General features: G+C 45.6%; 15 protein-coding genes. 8 read left to right on the top strand and 7 right to left on the bottom strand.

Annotated features, from left to right (window positions below; genetic code table 11):
- Nucleotides 1-279 precede the first annotated feature (279 nt).
- A complete protein-coding gene (locus tag NAF29_RS11815; protein ID WP_251261780.1) occupies nt 280-1,743 on the top strand; it encodes a flagellin N-terminal helical domain-containing protein in 1,464 nt (487 codons plus the stop codon).
- A 21-nt stretch (nt 1,744-1,764) separates the two neighbouring features.
- Here the strand turns inward: NAF29_RS11815 and NAF29_RS11810 are convergent, their stop codons facing one another.
- A complete protein-coding gene (locus NAF29_RS11810; RefSeq protein ID WP_251261778.1) occupies nt 1,765-2,646 on the bottom strand; it encodes a glycerol kinase in 882 nt (293 codons plus the stop codon).
- A gap of 195 nt (nt 2,647-2,841) precedes the next feature.
- Here NAF29_RS11810 and NAF29_RS11805 point away from each other — a divergent pair, with 195 nt between their 5' ends.
- The 4 genes from NAF29_RS11805 (at nt 2,842) to NAF29_RS11790 (ending at nt 8,906) form a co-directional block, all read left to right on the top strand.
- On the top strand, nt 2,842-4,167 hold the full coding sequence (locus tag NAF29_RS11805) for a DUF1800 domain-containing protein (RefSeq protein ID WP_251261777.1): 1,326 nt from the start codon (nt 2,842-2,844) through the stop codon (nt 4,165-4,167).
- 2 nt (nt 4,168-4,169) lie between these two features.
- Nucleotides 4,170-5,324 carry a DUF1501 domain-containing protein gene (locus tag NAF29_RS11800; protein WP_251261776.1) on the top strand — a complete coding sequence of 385 codons (1,155 nt, stop codon included), beginning with the start codon at nt 4,170-4,172 and terminating at the stop codon, nt 5,322-5,324.
- 172 nt (nt 5,325-5,496) lie between these two features.
- Nucleotides 5,497-7,083 (top strand): sulfatase-like hydrolase/transferase, encoded by a 1,587-nt coding sequence (locus tag NAF29_RS11795; RefSeq protein ID WP_251261775.1) that lies wholly within the window; start codon nt 5,497-5,499, stop codon nt 7,081-7,083.
- Nucleotides 7,084-7,319: 236 nt separating this feature from the next.
- The gene (locus NAF29_RS11790; protein WP_285817740.1) at nt 7,320-8,906 is read left to right on the top strand and encodes an ABC-F family ATPase; all 1,587 of its coding nucleotides are present in this window, start codon (nt 7,320-7,322) and stop codon (nt 8,904-8,906) included.
- Nucleotides 8,907-8,990: 84 nt separating this feature from the next.
- On the opposite strand, the gene NAF29_RS11785 is transcribed toward NAF29_RS11790, so the two are convergent.
- Nucleotides 8,991-9,236 carry a hypothetical protein gene (locus NAF29_RS11785; protein WP_251261774.1) on the bottom strand — a complete coding sequence of 82 codons (246 nt, stop codon included), beginning with the start codon at nt 9,234-9,236 and terminating at the stop codon, nt 8,991-8,993.
- A 396-nt stretch (nt 9,237-9,632) separates the two neighbouring features.
- Here NAF29_RS11785 and NAF29_RS11780 point away from each other — a divergent pair, with 396 nt between their 5' ends.
- From NAF29_RS11780 to NAF29_RS11770, 3 genes are all read left to right on the top strand, one after another.
- On the top strand, nt 9,633-11,765 hold the full coding sequence (locus NAF29_RS11780) for an alpha-amylase (protein ID WP_251261773.1): 2,133 nt from the start codon (nt 9,633-9,635) through the stop codon (nt 11,763-11,765).
- A gap of 156 nt (nt 11,766-11,921) precedes the next feature.
- On the top strand, nt 11,922-12,266 hold the full coding sequence (locus tag NAF29_RS11775) for a hypothetical protein (protein WP_251261772.1): 345 nt from the start codon (nt 11,922-11,924) through the stop codon (nt 12,264-12,266).
- 195 nt (nt 12,267-12,461) lie between these two features.
- Nucleotides 12,462-13,058: a TetR/AcrR family transcriptional regulator gene (locus tag NAF29_RS11770; RefSeq protein WP_251261771.1), complete on the top strand. Its 597-nt coding sequence runs from the start codon at nt 12,462-12,464 to the stop codon at nt 13,056-13,058.
- On the opposite strand, the gene NAF29_RS11765 is transcribed toward NAF29_RS11770, so the two are convergent.
- The 5 genes from NAF29_RS11765 to NAF29_RS11745 all read right to left on the bottom strand — a co-directional run bounded on the left by NAF29_RS11765 (nt 13,059) and on the right by NAF29_RS11745 (nt 21,710).
- Entirely contained in the window at nt 13,059-16,022 is a 2,964-nt protein-coding gene (locus NAF29_RS11765) for a TonB-dependent receptor (RefSeq protein WP_251261770.1), read from the bottom strand.
- Nucleotides 16,019-17,044, bottom strand: a complete 1,026-nt coding sequence (locus tag NAF29_RS11760) for a FecR family protein (protein WP_251261769.1) — start codon at nt 17,042-17,044, stop codon at nt 16,019-16,021. The genes NAF29_RS11765 and NAF29_RS11760 overlap by 4 nt, the downstream gene beginning before the upstream one ends.
- Nucleotides 17,041-17,733: an RNA polymerase sigma factor gene (locus tag NAF29_RS11755; RefSeq protein WP_251261768.1), complete on the bottom strand. Its 693-nt coding sequence runs from the start codon at nt 17,731-17,733 to the stop codon at nt 17,041-17,043. The genes NAF29_RS11760 and NAF29_RS11755 overlap by 4 nt, the downstream gene beginning before the upstream one ends.
- A gap of 80 nt (nt 17,734-17,813) precedes the next feature.
- Nucleotides 17,814-20,528 carry a TonB-dependent receptor gene (locus NAF29_RS11750; protein WP_251261767.1) on the bottom strand — a complete coding sequence of 905 codons (2,715 nt, stop codon included), beginning with the start codon at nt 20,526-20,528 and terminating at the stop codon, nt 17,814-17,816.
- A gap of 18 nt (nt 20,529-20,546) precedes the next feature.
- The gene (locus NAF29_RS11745) at nt 20,547-21,710 is read right to left on the bottom strand and encodes a Ca2+-dependent phosphoinositide-specific phospholipase C (RefSeq protein WP_251261766.1); all 1,164 of its coding nucleotides are present in this window, start codon (nt 21,708-21,710) and stop codon (nt 20,547-20,549) included.
- Nucleotides 21,711-21,781 lie beyond the last annotated feature (71 nt).

Below are 21,781 nucleotides of genomic sequence, written 5' to 3'. Positions count from 1 at the left end.
GATGCGAGCAAACAACAATGTTATAACGTATCATTTTATACTGATATGAGAACGATTATCAACGCGATTAGAGTAAAGAGTGACGATTAAGCTGTTAAAGCTATTTCCATAGAAATCCAGAAAAAGATTAACGTCAACCTCGGCACATAAATTGCTTTTAAATCCAACACGTTAAATTTGACACCTTTGAATCACGTTCGAAGTCTAAACGGCAAAAATGCGCCCCTGTATAGGCTGCAAACTATTGCCGCTTAATGGATGTAAAGGAATTCTTCTTCAATGGCTTTTTCAATTGCCACCAATAACGCGGCTATTACCAGTCAAAGCAACTTGCGCGAATCGAGTCTAAAGCTCGACTCATCTTTGCAAAAGCTAAGCTCCGGTTTGCGTATTAATTCATCAAAAGATGATGCAGCAGGTTTGCAAATTTCGAATCGGCTCTCTTCTGTGATTAGTGGCTTGAGTGTTGCTATCCGCAATGCCAATGATGGCATTTCAATGGCACAAACGGCTGAAGGAGCGTTACAAGAAACCGTTACAATTCTGCAAAGAATGCGTAATTTGGCCATACAATCAGCTAACGGTACAAATGCAGTAAGCGATCGAAAAGCCATACAAGAAGAAATCTCAGAACTTCAAAAAGAGATCACTCGCATCGCCGAAACCACAACCTTTGGCGAACAAAATTTACTTGATGGTTCGTTTGGTTCAAAAGATTTCCAAGTGGGCGCAGCAGCAAACGAAATTATCCCGCTGACCATCCCAGATCTATCTGGCGACTCCATTGGAGGAAATTTCGCAGCAGCTCCTTGGTGGGGTGCCGATCGCCATTCATTCCCACAAAACTTTGTAGGATATACGGCATTACCGCCTTCCCAACTGCAGATAGCCGGCCATGTAGGAACGACCACTATTAATATTCCGGCCATTCGCAACACCACACCAGACTCGATTGTGCAACAAGTGAATCAGGCCAGTCATTTAACAGGAGTGACAGCCTCTTCATACACAGATTTTGTGATTGAAGCCGACAATATCGACACCCACCCGCTTACGTTTGATTTAAACACCAACGGCCAAACCCTGCACTTCAATCAAGCTTATTCATTGCATGATATTGCAAACCAGATTAATCAAAGCAGCACAGATATCGGCCTTAGAGCAAATGTTGAGAACGATACCTTGATTATTCGAAGTGAAGCTAAAGACAACATTACAATCACAGACGCAAGTAGCAATCCGACAGGATCAACAGCCCTTGTCAAAGCCATCGATAGAGATGAGCCTTTCAATTCCGTGCAAGAAACTGCTCTGAATATGACACTGTTCGACCCCATCGTCATTCACGGCAATATCCAGTTTTCTAGCGATTCGTCATTCAGTATCGACTCCGCAGGATACAACGATCAGCAAGCCTCACTTGTGAGTGTGAATGACATTGATGTATCGACACAGAATGGCGCTCAATTTGCGATTCAAATCGTCGATTCAGCTATTTCGCAAGTGGACTCGGTTCGAGCTGAATTAGGTGCTGTGCAAAACAGGCTACAGCACACGATTTCCAACCTAGCTGTAACAGCCGAAAATTCCTCTGCTTCAAGAAGCCGCATCCGCGACACCGACTACGCGAAAGAAGCGTCACAGCAAGTGAAGCAACAAATTCTTCAACAGGCAGGAACTGCTATTACCCTACAAGCGAATCGGTTACCAGAGTCTGCGCTGTCTTTGCTTGAAGGTAATTAATATGATGAATAGAGGACGTCGTTAATAAGCCAAGATCTGATATTTCAGTAACTTCTTTGCTAGCACTTCATCCAATTGGTTCAGGTCATCATCCGACAAAAAAATCACATTCAGCCCTTGCTTGTCATACAAGGATTTCTTTTTAGACTGTGCCATAATTTCCGCCGTCTTTTGCTCTGGTTCTAAATGCTCAGTTGAGTTTAAGTATTCGATATAAACATTGGCAGAGGGAAGATAAAAATCACTTTTAATGGGCGATTCAGAAGAGTTCACAATAGGCAGCTGACGCCCATAGGCGTGCAAAATTTCAGCGACATACAACCAATTATCAATGGCAACATGCTGCGGAAGGGCCACCGTGTGCCCGTCTAACGATCGATACTCACCACTCGACTCAGCAAGGGGCATGAGAGAAGCATTGATGTGAACGATGGACGACTTAAGAAATTGATTGTCGATGATGCTTGAAGGCCATGCAACATAAGGCACACCTGACCGAAAATCTTCTTTTTGCTGAGCTCCTAACTTGAGTCCTTGCGCCGAGCATTTCCAACCTTTAATCGCCTTTTGCAGCCAGCCTAATTCCGCTAATACGAAATTCATTTTGTGGCTGGGAATATCAAAATGCTGAGCCAATTGACGCGCGGTCAGTAATTTAGGTTCACCCACAGACTGTTCGATTTGTTCAACCGATTGGAGCGTCAAAGTTTCCGGCCAAGCCACGTAGTCACCGTACTTTGGGTGTGTTTTCTCTTCGCCACCGCTTGCTCGGCCAACGCGGGTCAAATGCCAACCGTCCTCCTCTCGCACCATCAAGCCTGACTCCGCTAACTTTTGAAACAACTGCTTAGATTGCAGTCCCCATTTTTTAGCCAATGCCGAGGTCGATACTTTTTGAGCCAAAGTGAATTCCTCTTCAATAGGTTTCAATGCATGACATAGATATCATCATTCTAATCTTACAATTCAATAGTCTCACACACTTTGCCCAGCTGATGTCTCAACTCTAGGTAAAAAATCGTAAAAGCAATGGAGCTCTAATAAAAACGCTTTAAATTAATAACATGCATTTGGCATTGGTTATTTAAGTGGGAACTCATGACGATTACAGTGAATGGCGTGATCGCCGCTAATCGATTTGGTTTGGGAGCATTGCCGACTGAGTTAAACTCAGCATCGAACAATCCAAAACAGTGGCTCAAGCAGCAACTTGTTCCCATTTTATTTAATGACAACTTTCCTTCATCGGGCGCACTGGCAGAGCAACTCAACCAATATCGTGTTGATAAAGCAAAAGCTGAAAAGAACGCCAACATGAAGATGGCAAAACCCCAATTTCCTCGTGTTGCGCTGCAAATGGCCGCAGCTGCAATGACCTCCGCCATTGAGTCACGGCAGAGTCTGAGTTGGCGCTTACTCGATTTCTTCTCAAATCATTTCAGTGTCACAGCCGCTGGGCAAGTCATGGTTGCACTGGCTCCCACGTTAGAAAGAGAAGCAATTGCCCCCTACCTGACGGGCTCATTTGAGCAGATGTTGCTGGCTGTGTCTCAACACCCAGCCATGCTGATTTATCTGAACAACGAACAGTCATTTGGCCCCAACTCCAAAATGGGTAAACGCGGAAAGGGCCTGAATGAAAACCTAGCACGTGAGATTTTGGAGCTTCATACTTTGGGCGTAAACAGCGGCTATACCCAAACCGATGTGGTTGAACTGGCCAAAGGTCTCAGCGGTTGGAGCGTTGCTCGCCCCAAAAAAGATAAGCGTACTGGCTTTATATTCCGAGACCGAGGCCATGAACCTGGAACACGCACCTTGCTCAATAGCTCATACCCTGAGTCGGGCGTAAAGCAAGGCCAAGCCATGTTGAAGTTTCTAGCCAATCACCCCAAAACAGCGCAGCATCTGTGTACAAAATTGGCTCGACACTTTATTGCTGACCAGCCCCCCACATCTTTGGTGGAGAAACTCACTCAAACATGGCAGCGTACTCAAGGCAACATCAAAGCAGTGATTGAAACCTTAATTGATGCCAATGAATCTTGGCAAACCCAACGCCAAAAATTTAAAACGCCAAGAGAATTTGTTATTTCAACAATGCGGGCTGTAGGCATGCAAAAAACCACCGAGCGCCAGCTCATTCAGTCGCTCAAAACTCTAGGTCAACAGCCGTTTAAAGCCGGGTCGCCTGCGGGGTACAGCGATGTGGCTTCAAGCTGGGCCGGAGCAAGTGCAATGATGGCGCGTATCGATTGGAGCGCAGCAGTCGCTGCCCAACAAAACTTTAATGCTGAGCGCATTTTGGCCCAAACGCTTGGGTTATCAGTCAGCGACAATACCTACCGTTCAGTCCTTCGTGCAGAGAGCCGTGAACAAGCTCTTACGCTGCTATTAATGAGCCCTGAGTTCATAAGGAGATAACAATGAAACGCCGTGATTTATTAAAATTATCAGGTGCGTCTTTATCGCTCCTCTCTGTGCCACATTTTGCGATGAGCGCCACTCAAAAAACAACGCCCAAAGTCATTTGGGTAATGCTCCGGGGGGCGCTAGATCCGCTACATACACTTGTACCGACATTTGACAAAGACTTGCCCAAACTCCGCCCCACACTATATCCAAGCATTAGTAAAGCGCTATTACCGCTCAGGGATGGCTATGCACTTCACCCAAGTCTGACGCACTTGCACTCGTGGTTTCACAATAAAGAATTACTTCCAGTAGTGGCGGTTTCATCCGGATACAACGCACGCTCTCACTTTGACGGTCAAGACTTTCTAGAGTCGGGAACGGGGCATATTGACTATGATTCCGGTTGGTTAGGCCGAGCTGTTCACGCCAAACAAACCGAAGCCTTAGCACTTGCCAGAGCCACTCCCATTAGTTTGAGGAGTACGGATTCGGTCAGTACTTGGTATCCCACGCAATTGAAAGATGCCACGGCCGACACGTACAACGCACTCATGAAATTATATGAAGGCGATGAGCAGCTTCATGCACTACTGCAAAATGGCCTAGATCTGCAAAACAAAGCAGGTTCTGATCGGGCTAAAAATCAACGCGGAAAGTTTGTCGATCTAGCCCGCTCCTGCGCGAAATTAATGGTCAGCTCCAAAACTATGGATTGCGCAATGTTAGAGCTTGGTGGTTGGGACACCCACAAAGGTCAAGCCAACAGGCTCAAACGTAGCCTCAAAGAACTAGACGCAGGTCTGGCTGAACTTAAACAAGAATTAGGTCAGCAATGGCAAAATACGTTAGTCATTGTGGGCACTGAATTTGGCAGAACAGCGAAAGAAAATGGCACGGGCGGTACCGATCACGGCACGGCAAGCGCACTGTTTTTTGCAGGCGGCGCGGTAAATGGCGGACGAGTACTCGGAGACTGGCCCGGGCTTAGTCAAGACAATTTGTTTGAACAACGCGATTTACGCCCAACCTCCAATAGTTTTTCTTGGATCGCAACAGCAATGGCTGAGCACTGGGGCATGAATCATTCCCAATTGAGCAATATCTTCCCTTCTGCTACACCGGTACTTTCTGAACGCTTAATCAAGGCTCAGCTCACCACATCTTAAGTCCACGACTTATTCCGGCAGCTAGACCCAATTGGCTAAATGCAGGAGTAAATTTGGTTGTGAACCCAGAACCCCATGTAATCGCCGTGAATCTAGGGGCCGGGTATGAAAATATTGCCGCACTTTCAAAGTGCCATACAGGCCGATGTTTTCTATCGTAATACGAGTGATTATGACGTTCTTTAAATATGCCATCGCGGGCTCGATCGCGATATCTATCAGCGCGTGCTCAATCTCAGAGCCCCCAGTTCTGCCTGCGAAGGATCAGCAGGTCAAAACTCAACCGAACATCATTTTTATTTTCTCCGATGATTTAAGTTACCGAGACTTATCCGCATACGGCCAAACGAATTTCTCCACGCCTCACCTCGATCAATTGTCGAGTCAATCGGTACGTTTCTCGCAGGCCTATGCAGGCGCGCCGGAATGCGCACCTTCAAGAGGAACCTTGCTCACAGGGATGAGCGTTGACAAGCAACCCATTCGTTTAAACAGCAGTGCTCGTGGTTTTGAAGTGCTGCCTGACAACCTCTACACCTTCCCCAAAATGTTGCAACAAGCGGGCTATATCACCGGTGTTGTAGGAAAGTGGGGGCTTGGTTACATAGACACTACAGGCAACCCTCTAAAGCAAGGGTTTGACTATCACTACGGTTATTTAACCCACTACGAAGCCCATTCCTACTTTCCACTCAGGTTGTATGAAAACAACGAAATCATTGAGTTTCAGGCCAATGATGATTTCGATTTGTACACACTTTATGGACAGGACAGACGTAAAAAAGAACAGCAATTTGAAGATTACTATGATGATGAAGGCAAGCTCATCAAAGTTGATTTAACCCAAGCAACCTACGCCCCAGATTTGTTCGATCGCAAAGCGATTGAATTCATCGAGCACAACAAGGCACAGCCATTTTTGCTCTACTTTGCATCGAACTTGCCTCATGGGCCGACGATCACGGACGATTTCAGACAGCTGAAGGATCGCCATGATATGTCAACTTACGCGCGTGAATGGGGGGCAATGGTACAGCGGCTTGATATTTCGGTAGGTCGAATTATTGAGACGCTAAAAGACAACAACTTGTATGACAATTCTCTCATCGTATTCGCCTCCGACAATGGCTATTCGATGCACACCCCTTCTCAACTTGAAGACGGCACCCGTGTTTGGCTCGAAGATGAATTTTTACAAAATAAAGGACAACTAAGAGGGGGTAAGTTCGGCGTGTTAGAAGCCGGCATGCGTATTCCAATGTTCATGAAATTACCCAATCAGGAGAAAGCCCAGGTGATCAGCCAACCCGTATGGCTGCCCGATTTATTTCCTACATTTGCCGATATTGCATCGCAACCGTTAGCGCAAAAAGTTGAAGGCTATAGTTTACTCCCGCTGATAGACAGCAAACCCAACGCCATTCCAAATCAGCGCCCCATGTATTTCTATAAAAATAATGAGCAAGCCGTTCGCATGGGTCCTTGGTACGCTTTCCGTCCGCACCCCAACACACCCATTCAGCTATATTTGATCGAAGATGACGCCATGCTGCAAGCCGATGTGGCGGCTCTTTACCCTTCAGTGATCGCCCAAGTAAAACACATTTTTAATTCTCATGAACCCAGTGAATGGTTTTGGAATCCCGGTGATACCGCTGCCGATTTCAAGCGCAAAGTGCAGCGAGCCGCTGACGAGGGGCAGTTCATCAAAAAATACTACCCGAACCACATTGAGCTCATGCCTTGGGAGAAAAAATAACCCACTCCTTGATTAGGTGCCGTATTCCGACTCCCCACAGAATACGGCACTGCGATGCTCCAAAGCTTTACAGCAAAATCACTGCCTTTATCTATTTTTGACGCTAGGGTCCCAAGATTTGCCTTGAAAGCACTGCAAACGGATAAAATTCACACAGTTTCACTCGATTTTTGAAGCTTAAATCCCTATAGTACGCGCGTTAAACTTTTGTCTCTTTAAGCTCAGGAATATCCCTTTTGATTTCTACCGCAAACATCACCATGCAGTTTGGTGCACAACCATTATTCGAAAATATCTCCGTTAAGTTTGGCGGTGGTAATCGCTATGGCCTCATTGGCGCTAATGGCTGTGGCAAATCAACCTTCATGAAAATTCTGGATGGCACTTTGGCACCTAGCTCAGGAAACGTGAACATCACTCCAAATGAGCGTGTCGGTAAACTTCATCAAGACCAGTTTGCGTTTGAAGAATACTCCGTAGTTGATACCGTGATCATGGGGCACAAAGAGCTTTGGGAAATCAAGCAAGAGCGCGATCGTATCTACTCATTGCCTGAAATGTCGGAAGAAGACGGTATGAAAGTCGCTGAGTTAGAAACTCAGTTTGCCGAAATGGACGGCTACAGCGCAGAAAGCCGAGCAGGCGAAATTTTAATGGGTGCAGGTATTGAAGAGTCGTTGCATTTTGGCCCCATGAGCGAAGTGGCTCCGGGTTGGAAGTTGCGTGTACTTTTGGCCCAAGCCTTGTTCTCCGATCCTGATATTTTATTGCTCGACGAACCTACCAACAACTTAGACATCGAAACCATTAGCTGGTTGGAGAACATTCTTAACGAGCGCAAAAGTACCATGGTCATTATTTCGCATGACCGTCACTTCTTGAATGCAGTGTGTACGCACATGGCCGACATCGATTACGGCGAACTTCGCGTGTATCCGGGTAACTACGATGACTTCATGACAGCATCGACCCAAGCCCGTGAACAACAGCAATCTGACAATGCGAAGAAAAAAGCTCAAATCGCCGAGCTGCAGCAATTTGTCAGCCGCTTCTCTGCAAACGCCTCAAAAGCAAAGCAAGCAACATCACGTGCGCGTCAAATCGATAAAATTCAACTTGAAGATATCAAGCCTTCAAGTCGCGTGAGCCCTTTCATTCGTTTCCCTCAAGAAAAAAAATTGCATCGCCAAGCATTGATTCTTGAAAACATGGCGCATGGATTCGACGGTGAAACCTTATTCAGCGACGGCAGCATGATCATTGAAGCCGGAACTCGCTTAGCGGTCATTGGTGACAATGGTGCCGGTAAAACAACATTCCTGCGTTGTTTGATGAATGAATTAAGTGCCAACGAAGGTGTTATCAAATGGTCTGAAAACGCCACGCTAGGCTACTGTCCACAAGATAGCACTTCGGATTTCAACGAAGAAATCAATATCTTCGATTGGATGAGCCAATGGCGCAAACCCGGCCATGACGACCAAATTGTTCGTGCCATGTTAGGGCGTTTGTTGTTCTCGGCCGACGATTACAAAAAGCTGGTAAACGTTTGCTCTGGTGGCGAGAAAAACCGTCTACTGTTTGGCAAATTAATGATGCAAGAAACCAACGTATTGTTGATGGATGAACCCACCAACCACTTGGATATGGAAGCCATTGAAGCGCTCAACTTGGCTCTTGAGCATTACGAAGGCACTTTGATTTTTGTCAGTCACGACCGCGAGTTTGTTCAATCATTGGCGACACGTATTGTTGAGATTAAAGACAAAAAACTAATCGACTTCCAAGGCACGTACGACGAATATCGTGCAAGCCAAGCTTAATCAATAGTCATTAACAATAGAAAAAAGGCGTGCGGTTTAACAACCTCACGCCTTTTTTAATCATGTTAAGAAGTGGTTTAACAATTAACGATGGCAGTACGTTAAGTCAAAATACAACTGTTGTTCTTCACCCTTAGAGTCGCGCATCACATGCACATCATAAGGAACACTGTTCACCACTTTTACGGCATGCATAACAGACCTAGAGTCAGGATAAAATGTATCGATCCAATCCGCTTCTTCTGCAACGGTCATGACTACGATTGCTTTTCCTGCTGAAGATCCATCGTGACAAGCCTTAGATTCAGACCAATTGTCAAAAACGTCCATCAGCGCCGTCCTTTCCTGTGGGTAAGGTGCACCTCGGCATTTAAGCTAAAGTGCACACTTATTAACCATAGCAGACGATTTTTGAAAGCGTTAGAACAATTTTATTAGCGATTAGGCACAACAACATAACGTCTGCATGAGCCGATTCTCCACACGTTGCAACGTCTGAAAATCACTGACATGCATCGTCATCCACCCACGTCTTTATCGCCAAATTTCGGGTATGTCATAGCCATATAAAAATGACGCGTTCAGCCAACCCCAGTTGGAACCGGTCTCTTTTGAGGCTTGCTCACATTCTGATAACCAAGAGGCAAATCAAAAGATTCATCTATGCTAATTTAAAGTAACCGCAGGCTAGCGGTACTCAAGGCTAAAACAAAAAAGAGAACCATCATGCATAAAAATATGCCGGCAAAGCTGACCGCAGCATTTGCGCTCTGCGCTCTTGTCTCAGCTTGCAACAGCACGCCAACAACATCACTTTATCTCAAAGGCTCAATGAACGATTGGAGCACCTCCACTCCAATGACTCAAGACGGCCACATTTACCAAGTCGATATCGTACTTCCTAAAGGTGAACATCAATTTGAAATTGCCGATCAGTCCGATACCTGCGGTACACGCTATGGTTCAGATATTGCTGAAAGACTGAAACTCAATCGCGACTATGCCTCCAATGCATGTCATGAAGAGCAACCATTTACGATTAAGTTATTTCGACAGGCTTCCTACCGAATTACGCTCGACACCTCCGAGTCCAACGCAGCATTGAATATTGCTCTGTCACCCAAAAAGCCCGTCGCACTTACGCCTGCAATCACTAAAACATGCCCCTCTTGGGATGGTGGCGAAGTCACTTTCTCGGTGGGAGGAGCGTTCGCAGAAGGATCTGAAGTGGTTGATTTCTACAGTGGCAATATCGCCACCGTAGCCAATGGCAAGCTCACTATGACGCCCGCAGCACAAAGCCGTGGATTAATGCTTTTAGAACAAGCCAATCACCAACCTTCTGAATTTAGCTGGGACAATGCCTCGGTTTACTTCGTGATGACCGACCGTTTTAACAATGGCGATCCGAGCAATGACAACAGTTATGGCCGCACCCAAGATGGCGACAAAGAAATTGGCACCTTTCACGGAGGCGATCTCAAGGGCCTCACTCAAAAACTCGATTACGTTGCTGATTTAGGCATGACGGCCATTTGGATCACCGCGCCTTACGAGCAGGTCCATGGTTGGGTTGGTGGTGGCAACAACGGTGATTTTAAGCACTATGCCTACCACGGCTACTATGTGATGGATTACACCAAACTTGATGCCAATATGGGCACCAACGAAGACCTTCAAGAATTTGTTGATGAAGCGCATGCCCGAGGCATTCGCGTGGTGTTCGATATTGTGATGAACCATACCGGCTATGCAACCTTAGCCGACATGCAGGAATATGGCTTTGGTGGTTTCTTTAACAAAGATAAATCACCGGCTGAGTTATTTGGCACTGAGAAATGGACTGATTGGAAACCCAAAGGCTACGAGTCTTGGCATGACTTCAACCACTATGTGAACTTCACCGATGAGAATTGGATGAACTGGTGGGGCAAAGATTGGATAAGAACAGATATTGCCGACTACGATGACCCGGGCTACGACGAAATTACCAAATCTTTAGCTTACTTGCCCGACTTTAAAACTGAGTCTAACAAGGTCGTCGATCTACCCATCTTCTATCGCAATAAAAAAGATACCAACGCGGTTAAAATAGAAGGCTATACCGTTCGCGATTACATCACTCATTGGTTATCTGATTGGGTTCTCGAATATGGCATTGATGGCTTCAGAGTCGACACCGCAAAACATGTTGAATTGGAGTCTTGGGCTGCACTTAAAACTCGGTCTCAGCAAGCATTCACAGAATGGAAACAAGCGAACCCCGACAAAGTATTAGACGACAACGATTTCTGGATGACCGGAGAAGTCTGGGCACAAGGTGTTGCCCGCAATGGATACTTCGATTCAGGATTCGATTCACTCATTAACTTTGATTTTCAAAATGAAGATGCTGAAAAAGTCATGAATTGCATGGCCGATGCCGACGAAGTTTACCAACACTATGCCAGTAAAATTAATACCGACGACAGTTTCAATATGTTGACATATATTTCGTCTCACGACACTAAATTGGCATTTGGGAACATGACTCGCAATCTGCAAGATCAAAAGGATATAGCAGCCCCCTTCATGTTTTTACCCGGCGCAGTGCAAGTTTACTATGGTGATGAATCCGCACGTTCTAAAGGGCCGAGCGGTAGCGATCCGCACCAAGGAACTCGATCAGATATGAACTGGGGCTCGATTCAAGGACCACGCGCTGACTTGCTAGCTCATTGGCAAAAAGTTGCTCAGTTCCGTAAACGTCATGTGGCAATTGGAGCGGGTCAACATCAACGTTTGAGTGAAGCGCCCTATGTATTTAGCCGAACACACAACGGAGATACCGCCGTAGTAGTGTGGGCCGGTAAATTGTAACGCATTAATCAAGGGCTCTTCGGAGCCCTTTTTTATCGTAAGGTCGGGCTAAAATTCTGCTCGTAATGCTGTGTAATACCCATCGCTGGGCATAACCTTGATACTCAAACTTCGCCCATATGTTGTTGTGTTCAACCCCCAACAGGAGCAAGGATCATGAATTTCATGGCGCTCTATTTTTCTTTTGCTGTAGCCGCTTTATTATTCGGAGCGATTGCCCCGAATCACCCATCCTTACCTTTGGGATCTTATCAAAAAGACTGTTCCAGTATTTCAATTGAAGATGACAGGCTCCATGCCACTTGCCAAAACCAGACTGGGCAGGCGGTCAGAACATCATTGGCGCACGCTTCCAAATGCGTACTCAACAATGCCGATATCGTGGTTTTTGAGGGGCATTTAATTTGCAGTGACATTACGCACTTACTATCAGGTTCCAATTCAAACAGCCCAGCTAACACACCATTAAAACTAGTGAGCGTTCACGATAATGGCGAGTAGCCGAATACTGAATTAGATTTGTTCATATGCGGCAATTCTCTGTGAATTGTCGTATACCATTCTGCCCCCTTATCAACCCAATTCAGAGAGCCGTGCCGTGAGGCAATCGTTTAGACAACATTTGGCTCACTTTTACTTTATCACTCGTTCAAGTTAAAATGCTTCCGTGTTCCCTTTTCAATTTGGAAGCTGTTGATGCCAAACCCTAAACGCTTTGACCGCGAAGATGTCACTCAAAAAGCCAAAGAGTTGTTTTGGCGACAAGGTTATCATGCAACCTCTATGCGAGATCTAAGCGCTGAGCTTGATATGAGGCCAGCAAGTATTTACGCCGAGTTTGGCAATAAAGATGGCATCTTCATTGAGGCGATTACTGCATACCAAAACGAAATGGAACTGCGATTTCACCAAGCTTTAGACTCAACTGATTGCGGCTTAGATGCACTGAGAACATTTATTCAAAGCGTATCGATAGGCAATCAGCATCAAGCGGCTCGCGCCTGCATGCTCGCTAAAACGTTATTAGAAATAGAAGACCACGAACACCGCGCCCGCCAAGCCGCCCAAGCTTATATTGAGTCATTTCAAGGGGCACTTTGTGGTCTCATCAACAGTATCCAAGATGCAGGGGAAATAGACCGTTCTCTTGCTCCAAATGACGTGGCAACCTTCGTTCAAGTTCAATTAATGGGCCTACGTTCGGCTTCCCAAATGGGATTATCAAACGAGCAACTGCAACATCAATTAGACTGGTGCATGGCCTCTATTGCCACTCTAACGCATTGCGAATGATTAAATTTGCACATTCAACTGGACCTTAAACTCTGTGCCTGACTGAGTGTAATTATAGGGTCGGTTGCTACTGTCGATATATAAATCAAACACTTCATCCGTTAAGTTTGAGATCTCCAGATCAAACCGAATCGACTCGGCCCATTGATAATAACCCGACATATCCAGATAGAAAGCGCTGTTGAGTCCGTCTTCATCATTGTTATTCCCACTGGGCACTGACTGCACGTATGCCGAACGATAGTTTCCTGACACCCTAAAGCCAAATTTTGCAGTGTCGTAAAAAAGCGTGGCATTGCCGATATGTCGCGACAAGCCAATTAAAGGAGAAGTCACTCGTTGATCTCCCACCGAATAGCTATCTTGCGCATCACTAAAGGTGTAATTAAAACTGAGTTTCGGCGCACCATCAGTGCTGTGCCATAGCGAAAACATGGTCGACAGCTCGGCACCCAGTAATTCAACCGAATCGCCATTGGTCGGTTCACTGACCCAATAGACAGTGTCACCGTCTTGACCTCTATCAGAAATTAAATCAAGACTAAGTCCCGTTTCTGAAAATGGCTGCATTCGAGACTCTTCATGCACTAATGAATCAATGTCTTTGTAAAATACCCCCACAGAAATAAAATGCTGATTACGTGAAAACCAGTCGAGCCCTACATCAATGGAGTCTGCAACCATAGGTTTTAACTCAGGATTGCCGCGATTCAAACTTTGCCCGCCCACATTAATCGCATGCGACGGATTAAGCTGTCTAATCTCTGCTTTTGACCAATTTCTATTTGCCGCGAATCGCGCTTGTATTTTCTCGGAAAACTGCCAAATCAAATTCATCGAAGGAAGAATTTGAGCATGGCGTTGCAATGAGTCGAAAATCTCAGGCTCTTCAGGCGTGGCAATCGTACCCTGGCTGCGTTGCCGAATAGATTCCCAACGAAACCCCAAATTCCCAGACAATGGAATATCGTCAAAAGGTTCATCAAAAACTGTTTGTAGATACCCTGCAATCAAGTATTCACGCAACTTGGCACTCAAATCTGGCGACTGGTTCTGAGTTGGATCACCGTCATATAACGACGAAAATGCATCATGTCCCGCTACAATCCAAGTGCTAGGAAGCCCTACCACCCCCATATTTTTGCCATAATCCACCGGAGAGTTTTCGGTAATCGCCGCAACATTTTGATTGCGCATGCTTATGTCTCGAAAACGCACCCGTTCATTTTCATTTTGGTAAGTTTTATATTGAATTCCCGCTCTCAACTCCCACCAAGGCGACAATTCATGATTTATATCTATCTTGGTTTGAACGAAGCGGTTTTCCACTAAATCGATATCTCGTGTGGTTTGATACAAAGACCAGTCTTCTTTGGTGTGCAAACCTGCGCCATAGTCATTCACCGAAATACGGGAATGCTGACTAAAATCATAACGAAAGGATTGTTGAGGTGACCATAAATAGACTTTGTCGTGGATAGGGCTGTCGAACTTGGCATTTTGTGCACCCAATGAGACGGTAACTTGAGTCTTTGAATTGAACTCATAATCCATCCAAAGTTGCGCTTGAACATAATCTGTTTGATGACGCTCGCGGTTGTACTCGGTTCTTAAATCAACGTTGTCTAAATCGGCATACACTAAATCGTCGCCGTCAAAGTGAACCTCATTCACAATCACACCGGATAAATCATTGACCGCCAAGCCCGATGAACTAATGTGATATTCATCCATACGCACAGCCATGTTGCCTGCAATCACATTGCCTGCCACTTGAACCGATTGATTGGGTCGCCACTGCGCTGAAACTAATCCTGCAATTCGCTTTATATTCCGTTGGTATACATCGTAGCGGCTATATCGAGAGTGGTACGTTTCTCCTGATTCCAACTTATCGATATCAGTCGAACTGACACTTTGCCCTGTTCGTCCAGCTTGATACAGGTTCCCCCAATCACCTTGTGCCCACCGAATAGTTGAATACCCTTTTTCCGTTGTATCACGGTCAACATATGCACCACTTAGCGCCACTCCGAACGAGTGGGTGTCATTCATTCGGCTCAATAAAGCCGACACACCATGCCCCCACGTTTCAGAAAAATCATTGTAGCTTTGCTCAATAGAAATTGAGCTTTGTTCGTCACTTAGTTCAAGCGGCAACGGAGTTTTAAGGTTCACCGTACCGGAGATCCCGCCTCCATCAATGCTTGCGTTGCTCGATTTATAGACTTCAACGGAGCGGATTAGCTCGGCAGGAATAAGATTCAAATCAAACTTCCGAGTATTATTGACTCCCCCGCGCGAATCAATGCTCGCACCTGTCGCTAGTGACTCCATGCCATTGAACTGTACTCGCGTAAAACCTGAATCTAATCCTCGCACCGAGACTTGCCTGCCTTCTCCCGCTTCTCGTGTGATAGTCACCCCCGGCATCCTGTTAAGTACCTCAGCAATGCTGCGTTCAGGCAACTTACCGATTTCGTCTGCGAACATATATTCTTTGAGCTCTTGAGACGCGTATTTAGCCGAATATGACAACTCTAGAGCATTGCTGTAACCGTGAACCTCTAATCTGTCGAATGTGTCTTGGCGCTGTTTTGGTATCGTATTGTTGGATGGCGGAGCCGATGGTTCTGAGCGTTCAATGAGAATACCTGCATGGGTACTTTTTGCTGTCAAATGATGCGGAGTTAATATTGTTTTTAGTGCTGATTCAAGGCTCATTGAACCTTGTATTGAGGGGCTTTCAAGCCCTTCGACGATCCCGGCATCCGAGATAATAGCGATGTTGAATTGTTCGGATAGTGCGCTCAGAGAACGATTTAATTCCCCAGCAGAAAGTGCTACTTGGCGTGGGATATTGGGAGCCTCGGCCCACGCCATAGGAACAAGGCTTGTGGTATAAAGTCCAACAAGCAATTGGGAGAAATAATACACTCTCGCCCAACTGAAGCCTTTAATCATCTAATGCGACTCAAATAAATATTGGCTGGCGTCTCTACAATATCGACTTGGTGCAATTCACCAATAAGCGCTAGTGTTGCGGACGGCGTTCTAATATTGAAGCGTCCAGAGAGCATCATTTGCTGACCAAGAGAAGGTTCAACCACTAACTTTTTAGGGCTGTAATGCTGCAATTGCTGAATGACTTTTTCCAGTTCCACGTCCGTAATATCCAACCAGCCCGAACGCCAATCGGCTCTGTTTTTTGCATCAAACTGAGTGACTTCTACCTGCCCTAGCAAGTCGATAAATAACCGATCGCCCGGGTATAAGTCGTACTGTTCTCGCACTCGAACATGCCCTTCATCAACCGTAACGGTCAAGCCATCACCTTGGGCATCAACATTGAATCGTGTGCCTAACACTTCGATATCAGCAAAGCTGGTTTGAATGACAAACGGGCGAGAAGTATCACGCGCCACATCAAAATACACCTCGCCATAATCTAACTGCGTTTGTCGAATATCCTTAGTCAAACTCACATGCAAGGTAGAATGGCTATTCATATGCAGCTTGGTGCCGTCGTCTAACTCAACCTGCTCATTCTTCCCTATCGGTGCAGATAGGGTGTGCAAGGGGACGGAGACGCTGGCGATTACTTCATTTTCTAACTGACTCTGCTGGCTCAACAACACACTTGCAGTCACAACAAAAGCACAGACCGATGCCGCGATTAACCAATGCCTTGCTGCTGATTTTTTCTTGGGAGCAGAAGATGCTTCGCCGCTAGAAAGATCCAGCTCATTTGTGACGCGATGCAACGGAATATCGATTGGGTTGTCTTTATAACCTGCTAATACTGTGTTGATTTCAGCAATACCAAGCGCGCGGCTCATGTACATCAGCGCACTATAATGTGATGGCTCTGACAACCAAATCATCAATTCGGCTTGCTCTTGGGCGGTCAATTCATGAATCTGATCCAGCCAATCCGCAGCTTCCTCCAGCACGTCCTCAGAGAATTGTGGGGTAAATTGACTCATTTTCCGTCCTCCTCTACGAGGTCGAGTTTTTCTAATTCAAGAGTTAGCGTCACCATAGCTCGGGTTAAATGCTTTTTAACCACCTCAACTGAAACAGAAAACTCGCTTGCGATTTGATTTCGTGACCAGCCTTCTACACGGCGCTTCATAAAAATGCTGCGCCGTAGCTCGGGCATATCACCAATGATGTTTAACACTGCTGCACTGCGCATTTCTGATAGGTGAAGCGATTCTGGAGATTTAACAGTGACGCTCATGTCATCTTCAATTTCAACATGAGGAACGCTTTGCTTTTTCCAGTGTTCAACGATGTTAGATTTAGCCACTTGAATGGCGTAGGCCAATGGGTTCGATAGGTCGGTTTTAATCGATGCAGACAGTGTTTTACATATCGTGTCTTGCACTAGGTCGTCTACTTCTTGTCGATCTGGCACTTTAGAGGCAATGAAATTTCGTATTTGAGGAATGCGACTGGCAAGCTCTAAAGATGTATTTGAGAATTGATCCGAAGCGGCTCCATCGTCCACAGATATACTTTTAAGTTTAGAGGTTATGGAATTATTCATCGCCAAAAAATATGAATGCTGGCGAGGCGCAATCACTGCCGCCCCCAAGGAATTGAAGTACGGTAACACTGAATTGTGAAGAGTGTGTGAATTTTCAATTTTTCTAATTAACTCAATATTCATGACACAGCTTAGCCTCAAATAAAACTAAAAAGGCCCGCTTCTTTCGAAGCGGGCTACAACAAGAACTTTTGAAGTTAAAATCAGAAGTCGTAAAGTAAACCTACATAGTAAGAACGGCCGTTCTCGGTCGTGTTATACAGTCGGTCAGCCGAATCTGAGTATTGCTCTTCGTGTTCATCCGTTAAATTTGAGCCTTCAAGGGTCAGCTTTAAGTTGTCATTAACTTGATAAAAAGCCGAGAAATCAACGTACGTGGTTGAATGAAAACCGCGCTCGTCTTCGTCTTGGTTACCTGCTTGCACCGTTGAGATGTAGTCGCTTCGGTAAGATGATGCAATGCGCCCCCCCCATGTGTCAGTCTCGTAATACACCGTGAAGTTGCCTGAATGATCCGACAACCCAGGGAATGACTTGTATTCATCTTCACCTGAACCACCCACGTTGCGATACAAGGTTTCCCCATCCGAATAGGTATAGTTGGCAATAACACCGAATCCATCAAACGGCGCAGGCAAGAAATCTAAGTCTCTTTGAAACGCAACTTCGATACCGCTAATGTCTGCATCATCTACGTTCTGTGGCTGTATGACTGTGTATAACGTATTCGCATTTTGGTTGGCTCCGAGAAATGCCAATGGGTAGCCGGTTTCACCATATGGTCGATCATAGGTTTCAACCAAAATGAAATTATCAATCGATTTATGGAAGTAGCTAATAGCCGCATATCCTGCTTCATCGAAGTAGTACTCCAAAGATGCATCAAGATTCACCGACTCATACGGTTCGAGTAGCGGGTTTCCTGCTTGAATATTCAGCCCTGAAGGTGAGTCAGGGTCATTGACTACATTACCGGTTGCGTTCATTGAACCCAACGATGGGCGGGTAATATTTTGACTAGCAGAGCCACGTACCACCAAGTTATCTGTAGCATCCCAAACCACATTTAATGCAGGCAGGAAGTCAGAATAGTCGTTACTGACATCAATCTGGTTGTCGTTCAAAAAACCTGTTGATGTAATTTCAGTGTCGTAATAACGCACCCCAATGTCACCGCGTAAATCACCGATGGGAACTTCAATATCTATGTTGTATTGAGCAAATGCAGATAACGTTTCTTCTTCAACTTCATCCTTGGTGGGATCTGATTCAAGGTTGCGAACAATCGCCCATGTATTGAGCACATCGCTCACATTAACGCTCGTCCAAGCCAGTTTTTGATGCTCTCTGTTAGTAAACGCTACACCCTCAGCAATGTCATCGCTGAATGTACCGTTGGACCATTCACTTTTGTTTAAATCTTTGCCGTCTACCTGGCCTGTTTCATTTTCAAACTTCTTGTATATCACCCCACCGGTGAAATACGAACTGTCATTCAACACATACTCAAAATCCAACGAGGCTGTATCAAAACTGCTATTGATTTCCGTCTCCTGCAGATCAATTTCATGGTATTTGAACTGATGAATATCGGTGGTATCAAAGCCATATGAGTTAGTGCCATAAAAACGATCATTGGTATAATCAATGGTTAAGTCACCAAATGTCTCGACGTAGACCTTAGCGCTACCGGTTTCGAAATCACTACTCTGATGCCCAACTAATGCTCGAATGGCGAAGTCATCGTTCATCTGCCATTCCGCGTTTGCCACAACCTGCTTAAACTCAGTATCGGCATACTGTTCGCGACTTTCGCTATGAATCGATGTGTTAGAGAAGTTTGAATACATCACTTCGTTTTTATCGTTGTATCGAATCTCGTTCACCACGGAGCAAGTCAAATCGCCCGCATAAGCGGGCCCGCCGCAACCTAACGCGGTTGAACTCGAACCTCGGCTTTGAAGATGGTACTCGTCTCGATCATTGTTCAACTCACCATATAAAACATCGAGTCCGAGATTCAGGCTTTGAGAAGGCCGGTATTGAAATGCTGTGGTGATCCCCAAACGCTCTTGATCATTTAAAAAGATGGAATTACGACTACCGCGTGAGAAGTGCAGCTCTTCATTATTGATAAGCTCTTGAGTTCGTTGCGGCAGACCCGAAATATCACTTCCTGATGCATTTTTCTGTCGCCAGCGATAGGTGTTGTAACCTTGTTCATTGATGTCACGAGTGCTGTAAGCAACCGACATCAACGCTCCAAAGTCATCCCATGTATTCGACACCAATGCTGCCACTCGAGGACTCAGATCGTCAGCGAGGGAGTTATGCCCTACTTGGCCGCTCACAGCTCCTTTAAATCCGTCATAATCGAAAGGCTTTGCTGTCTCTAAATTAACCGTACCGCCAATGCCGCCTTCATCCATGTCTGCTGAGAATGCTTTTCTAACGTCGACTCGACTAAAGAGTTCTGCTGCGAAAATATTGAAGTCAAATGCACGAGAACGCGATGTGCCGCCGCGACTATCCATTGCTGATGAAGAGTTACCCAGCGCTTCCATGCCATTGAGCTGCACTTGAGTAAAATCGGGGCCCAAACCGCGTAAAGAAATTTGACGCCCTTCTCCACCTTCACGAGTAATGGCGACCCCCGGAATACGATTCAATGCATCAGCAAGGTTTAAGTCAGGAAAGTCTGCAATGTCTTCTGCCACAATCGAATCTTGTGCACCATTGGCACTGCGTTTTAAGTCGCGAGCCTTAATTAAGCTGCTACGAAACCCCTTAACTTCAATGGCCTCAACTTCTGATGGGTTGACTACTGACTCTTCTTGAGCAGACACCGTCAGAGAAGTGGTGGTGATTGCAGATAGAACAGCAACCGATACCGCTGTTTTGGTCCACGAAAAATTCATGAGAATACTCCAGTCGTATTAATATTGGGTGTATTGCGCAATGCGCGATTGAAAACAAACAACTGACGAATGCTCTCGCTGCAACCTTTGATTGGACTGCACGAAACAATCATCAGAAAATGAAACTTGATAGCCACTCTCTATCGCTTGCGGTGACGAGGGGTAATAATCAGTGGAAATAACTTGAGCGCCGCTGGCTTTAGCAGCTTGGAATCGAGCCTGATTTTTAGCTGTGGGTGCGGACAAATCAGCATCCGCTCGAGTTCGTATAAGGTAACCCTGATCAACCAGTGATGAGATCTCTGAAAATTGTTCGACAGGATTATTCCTGATCATAATTGCCGCCTCTGGCTCTCCAGGTTCGTAGCTGGCAAACATGGCGCGCCCCATCAAAGCAAAGTGTTCATCTCGGTATAACTCTCGTTGCTTAGTGTTGGCATCAAATATGAAGATGAACTTCCCACGCATGTCCTTCAACAAAGGCCAGCCTGCTTGTTCAATGGCTTCATCAAGTGAGTCATAGTGAGCTCGAAGCGAGTCAGGGCTAAAGAGGGATTGCTCCGAGATAGCATTGAATATCACACGGTCTAATGCTTGATATTGGGCAGGTCCAAACTCTTCCGGAATAGTACCTTTGACGAATTTAATGTGGCTTTCTTTTACATTGAGTAGGATCGAAATTGGTAGATGTTCAGGGTTTCGATTAGACCAAGCAGTTAATTGATGTAAGCATTCGCTAAACAACTGACAATGCGATGAAATGTCTAAGTCAGGAATATGAAGTACTTTAAAACCGGGTTTAAGAAGTTGTTGGCGCTCAGCCTTATCTAGCAAACGACTTCCAGCAATCTTTTCTGCTAATGGATACGCATACTTACCGCCCGTATCATCGACCAACACATCAATTTCTAAATGCCTTAGCCCCACGTCAAGCTGAGCATCGAGATCAATGTGGGAATAATTAATCTGGCGCGATAATTTTGGGTTATGCGAGGTAATTAATGTCAGGACAGTTGGATGAACGGCCTTCTTATAACTGTTATGCGATCCTAAAAATTGAGCGTGATTAAACCGAACAGATTGCTGTTGAACCGCATGTTCAGACGAACTCTTGATGTTGCCATGAGCACAGTTGACTGAGCTCACAATGATGCACAGAGTGGCCCCAATTCGATTCAACATTTGTCATTTCATTCCACATGTTTTTAATATGCTTCAGGAGACTTTTAACGCGTAAAACGGGGACATAACTT

The organism is Echinimonas agarilytica (assembly GCF_023703465.1).
In the GTDB taxonomy this organism is placed as follows: Bacteria; Pseudomonadota; Gammaproteobacteria; order Enterobacterales; family Neiellaceae; genus Echinimonas; species Echinimonas agarilytica.
The sequence above is the reverse complement of the archived record's forward strand: the minus strand, read 5'-3'. Positions and strand labels throughout refer to the sequence as shown.

Coding starts and splice junctions, on each gene's coding strand:
- NAF29_RS11815 (WP_251261780.1), top strand. CDS start 280: ATGGCTTTTTCAATTGCCACCAATAACGCGGCTATTACCAGTCAAAGC.
- NAF29_RS11805 (WP_251261777.1), top strand. CDS start 2,842: ATGACGATTACAGTGAATGGCGTGATCGCCGCTAATCGATTTGGTTTG.
- NAF29_RS11800 (WP_251261776.1), top strand. CDS start 4,170: ATGAAACGCCGTGATTTATTAAAATTATCAGGTGCGTCTTTATCGCTC.
- NAF29_RS11795 (WP_251261775.1), top strand. CDS start 5,497: ATGACGTTCTTTAAATATGCCATCGCGGGCTCGATCGCGATATCTATC.
- NAF29_RS11785 (WP_251261774.1), bottom strand. CDS start 9,236: ATGGACGTTTTTGACAATTGGTCTGAATCTAAGGCTTGTCACGATGGA.
- NAF29_RS11780 (WP_251261773.1), top strand. CDS start 9,633: ATGCATAAAAATATGCCGGCAAAGCTGACCGCAGCATTTGCGCTCTGC.
- NAF29_RS11775 (WP_251261772.1), top strand. CDS start 11,922: ATGAATTTCATGGCGCTCTATTTTTCTTTTGCTGTAGCCGCTTTATTA.
- NAF29_RS11770 (WP_251261771.1), top strand. CDS start 12,462: ATGCCAAACCCTAAACGCTTTGACCGCGAAGATGTCACTCAAAAAGCC.
- NAF29_RS11765 (WP_251261770.1), bottom strand. CDS start 16,022: ATGATTAAAGGCTTCAGTTGGGCGAGAGTGTATTATTTCTCCCAATTG.
- NAF29_RS11760 (WP_251261769.1), bottom strand. CDS start 17,044: ATGAGTCAATTTACCCCACAATTCTCTGAGGACGTGCTGGAGGAAGCT.
- NAF29_RS11755 (WP_251261768.1), bottom strand. CDS start 17,733: ATGAATATTGAGTTAATTAGAAAAATTGAAAATTCACACACTCTTCAC.
- NAF29_RS11750 (WP_251261767.1), bottom strand. CDS start 20,528: ATGAATTTTTCGTGGACCAAAACAGCGGTATCGGTTGCTGTTCTATCT.
- NAF29_RS11745 (WP_251261766.1), bottom strand. CDS start 21,710: ATGTTGAATCGAATTGGGGCCACTCTGTGCATCATTGTGAGCTCAGTC.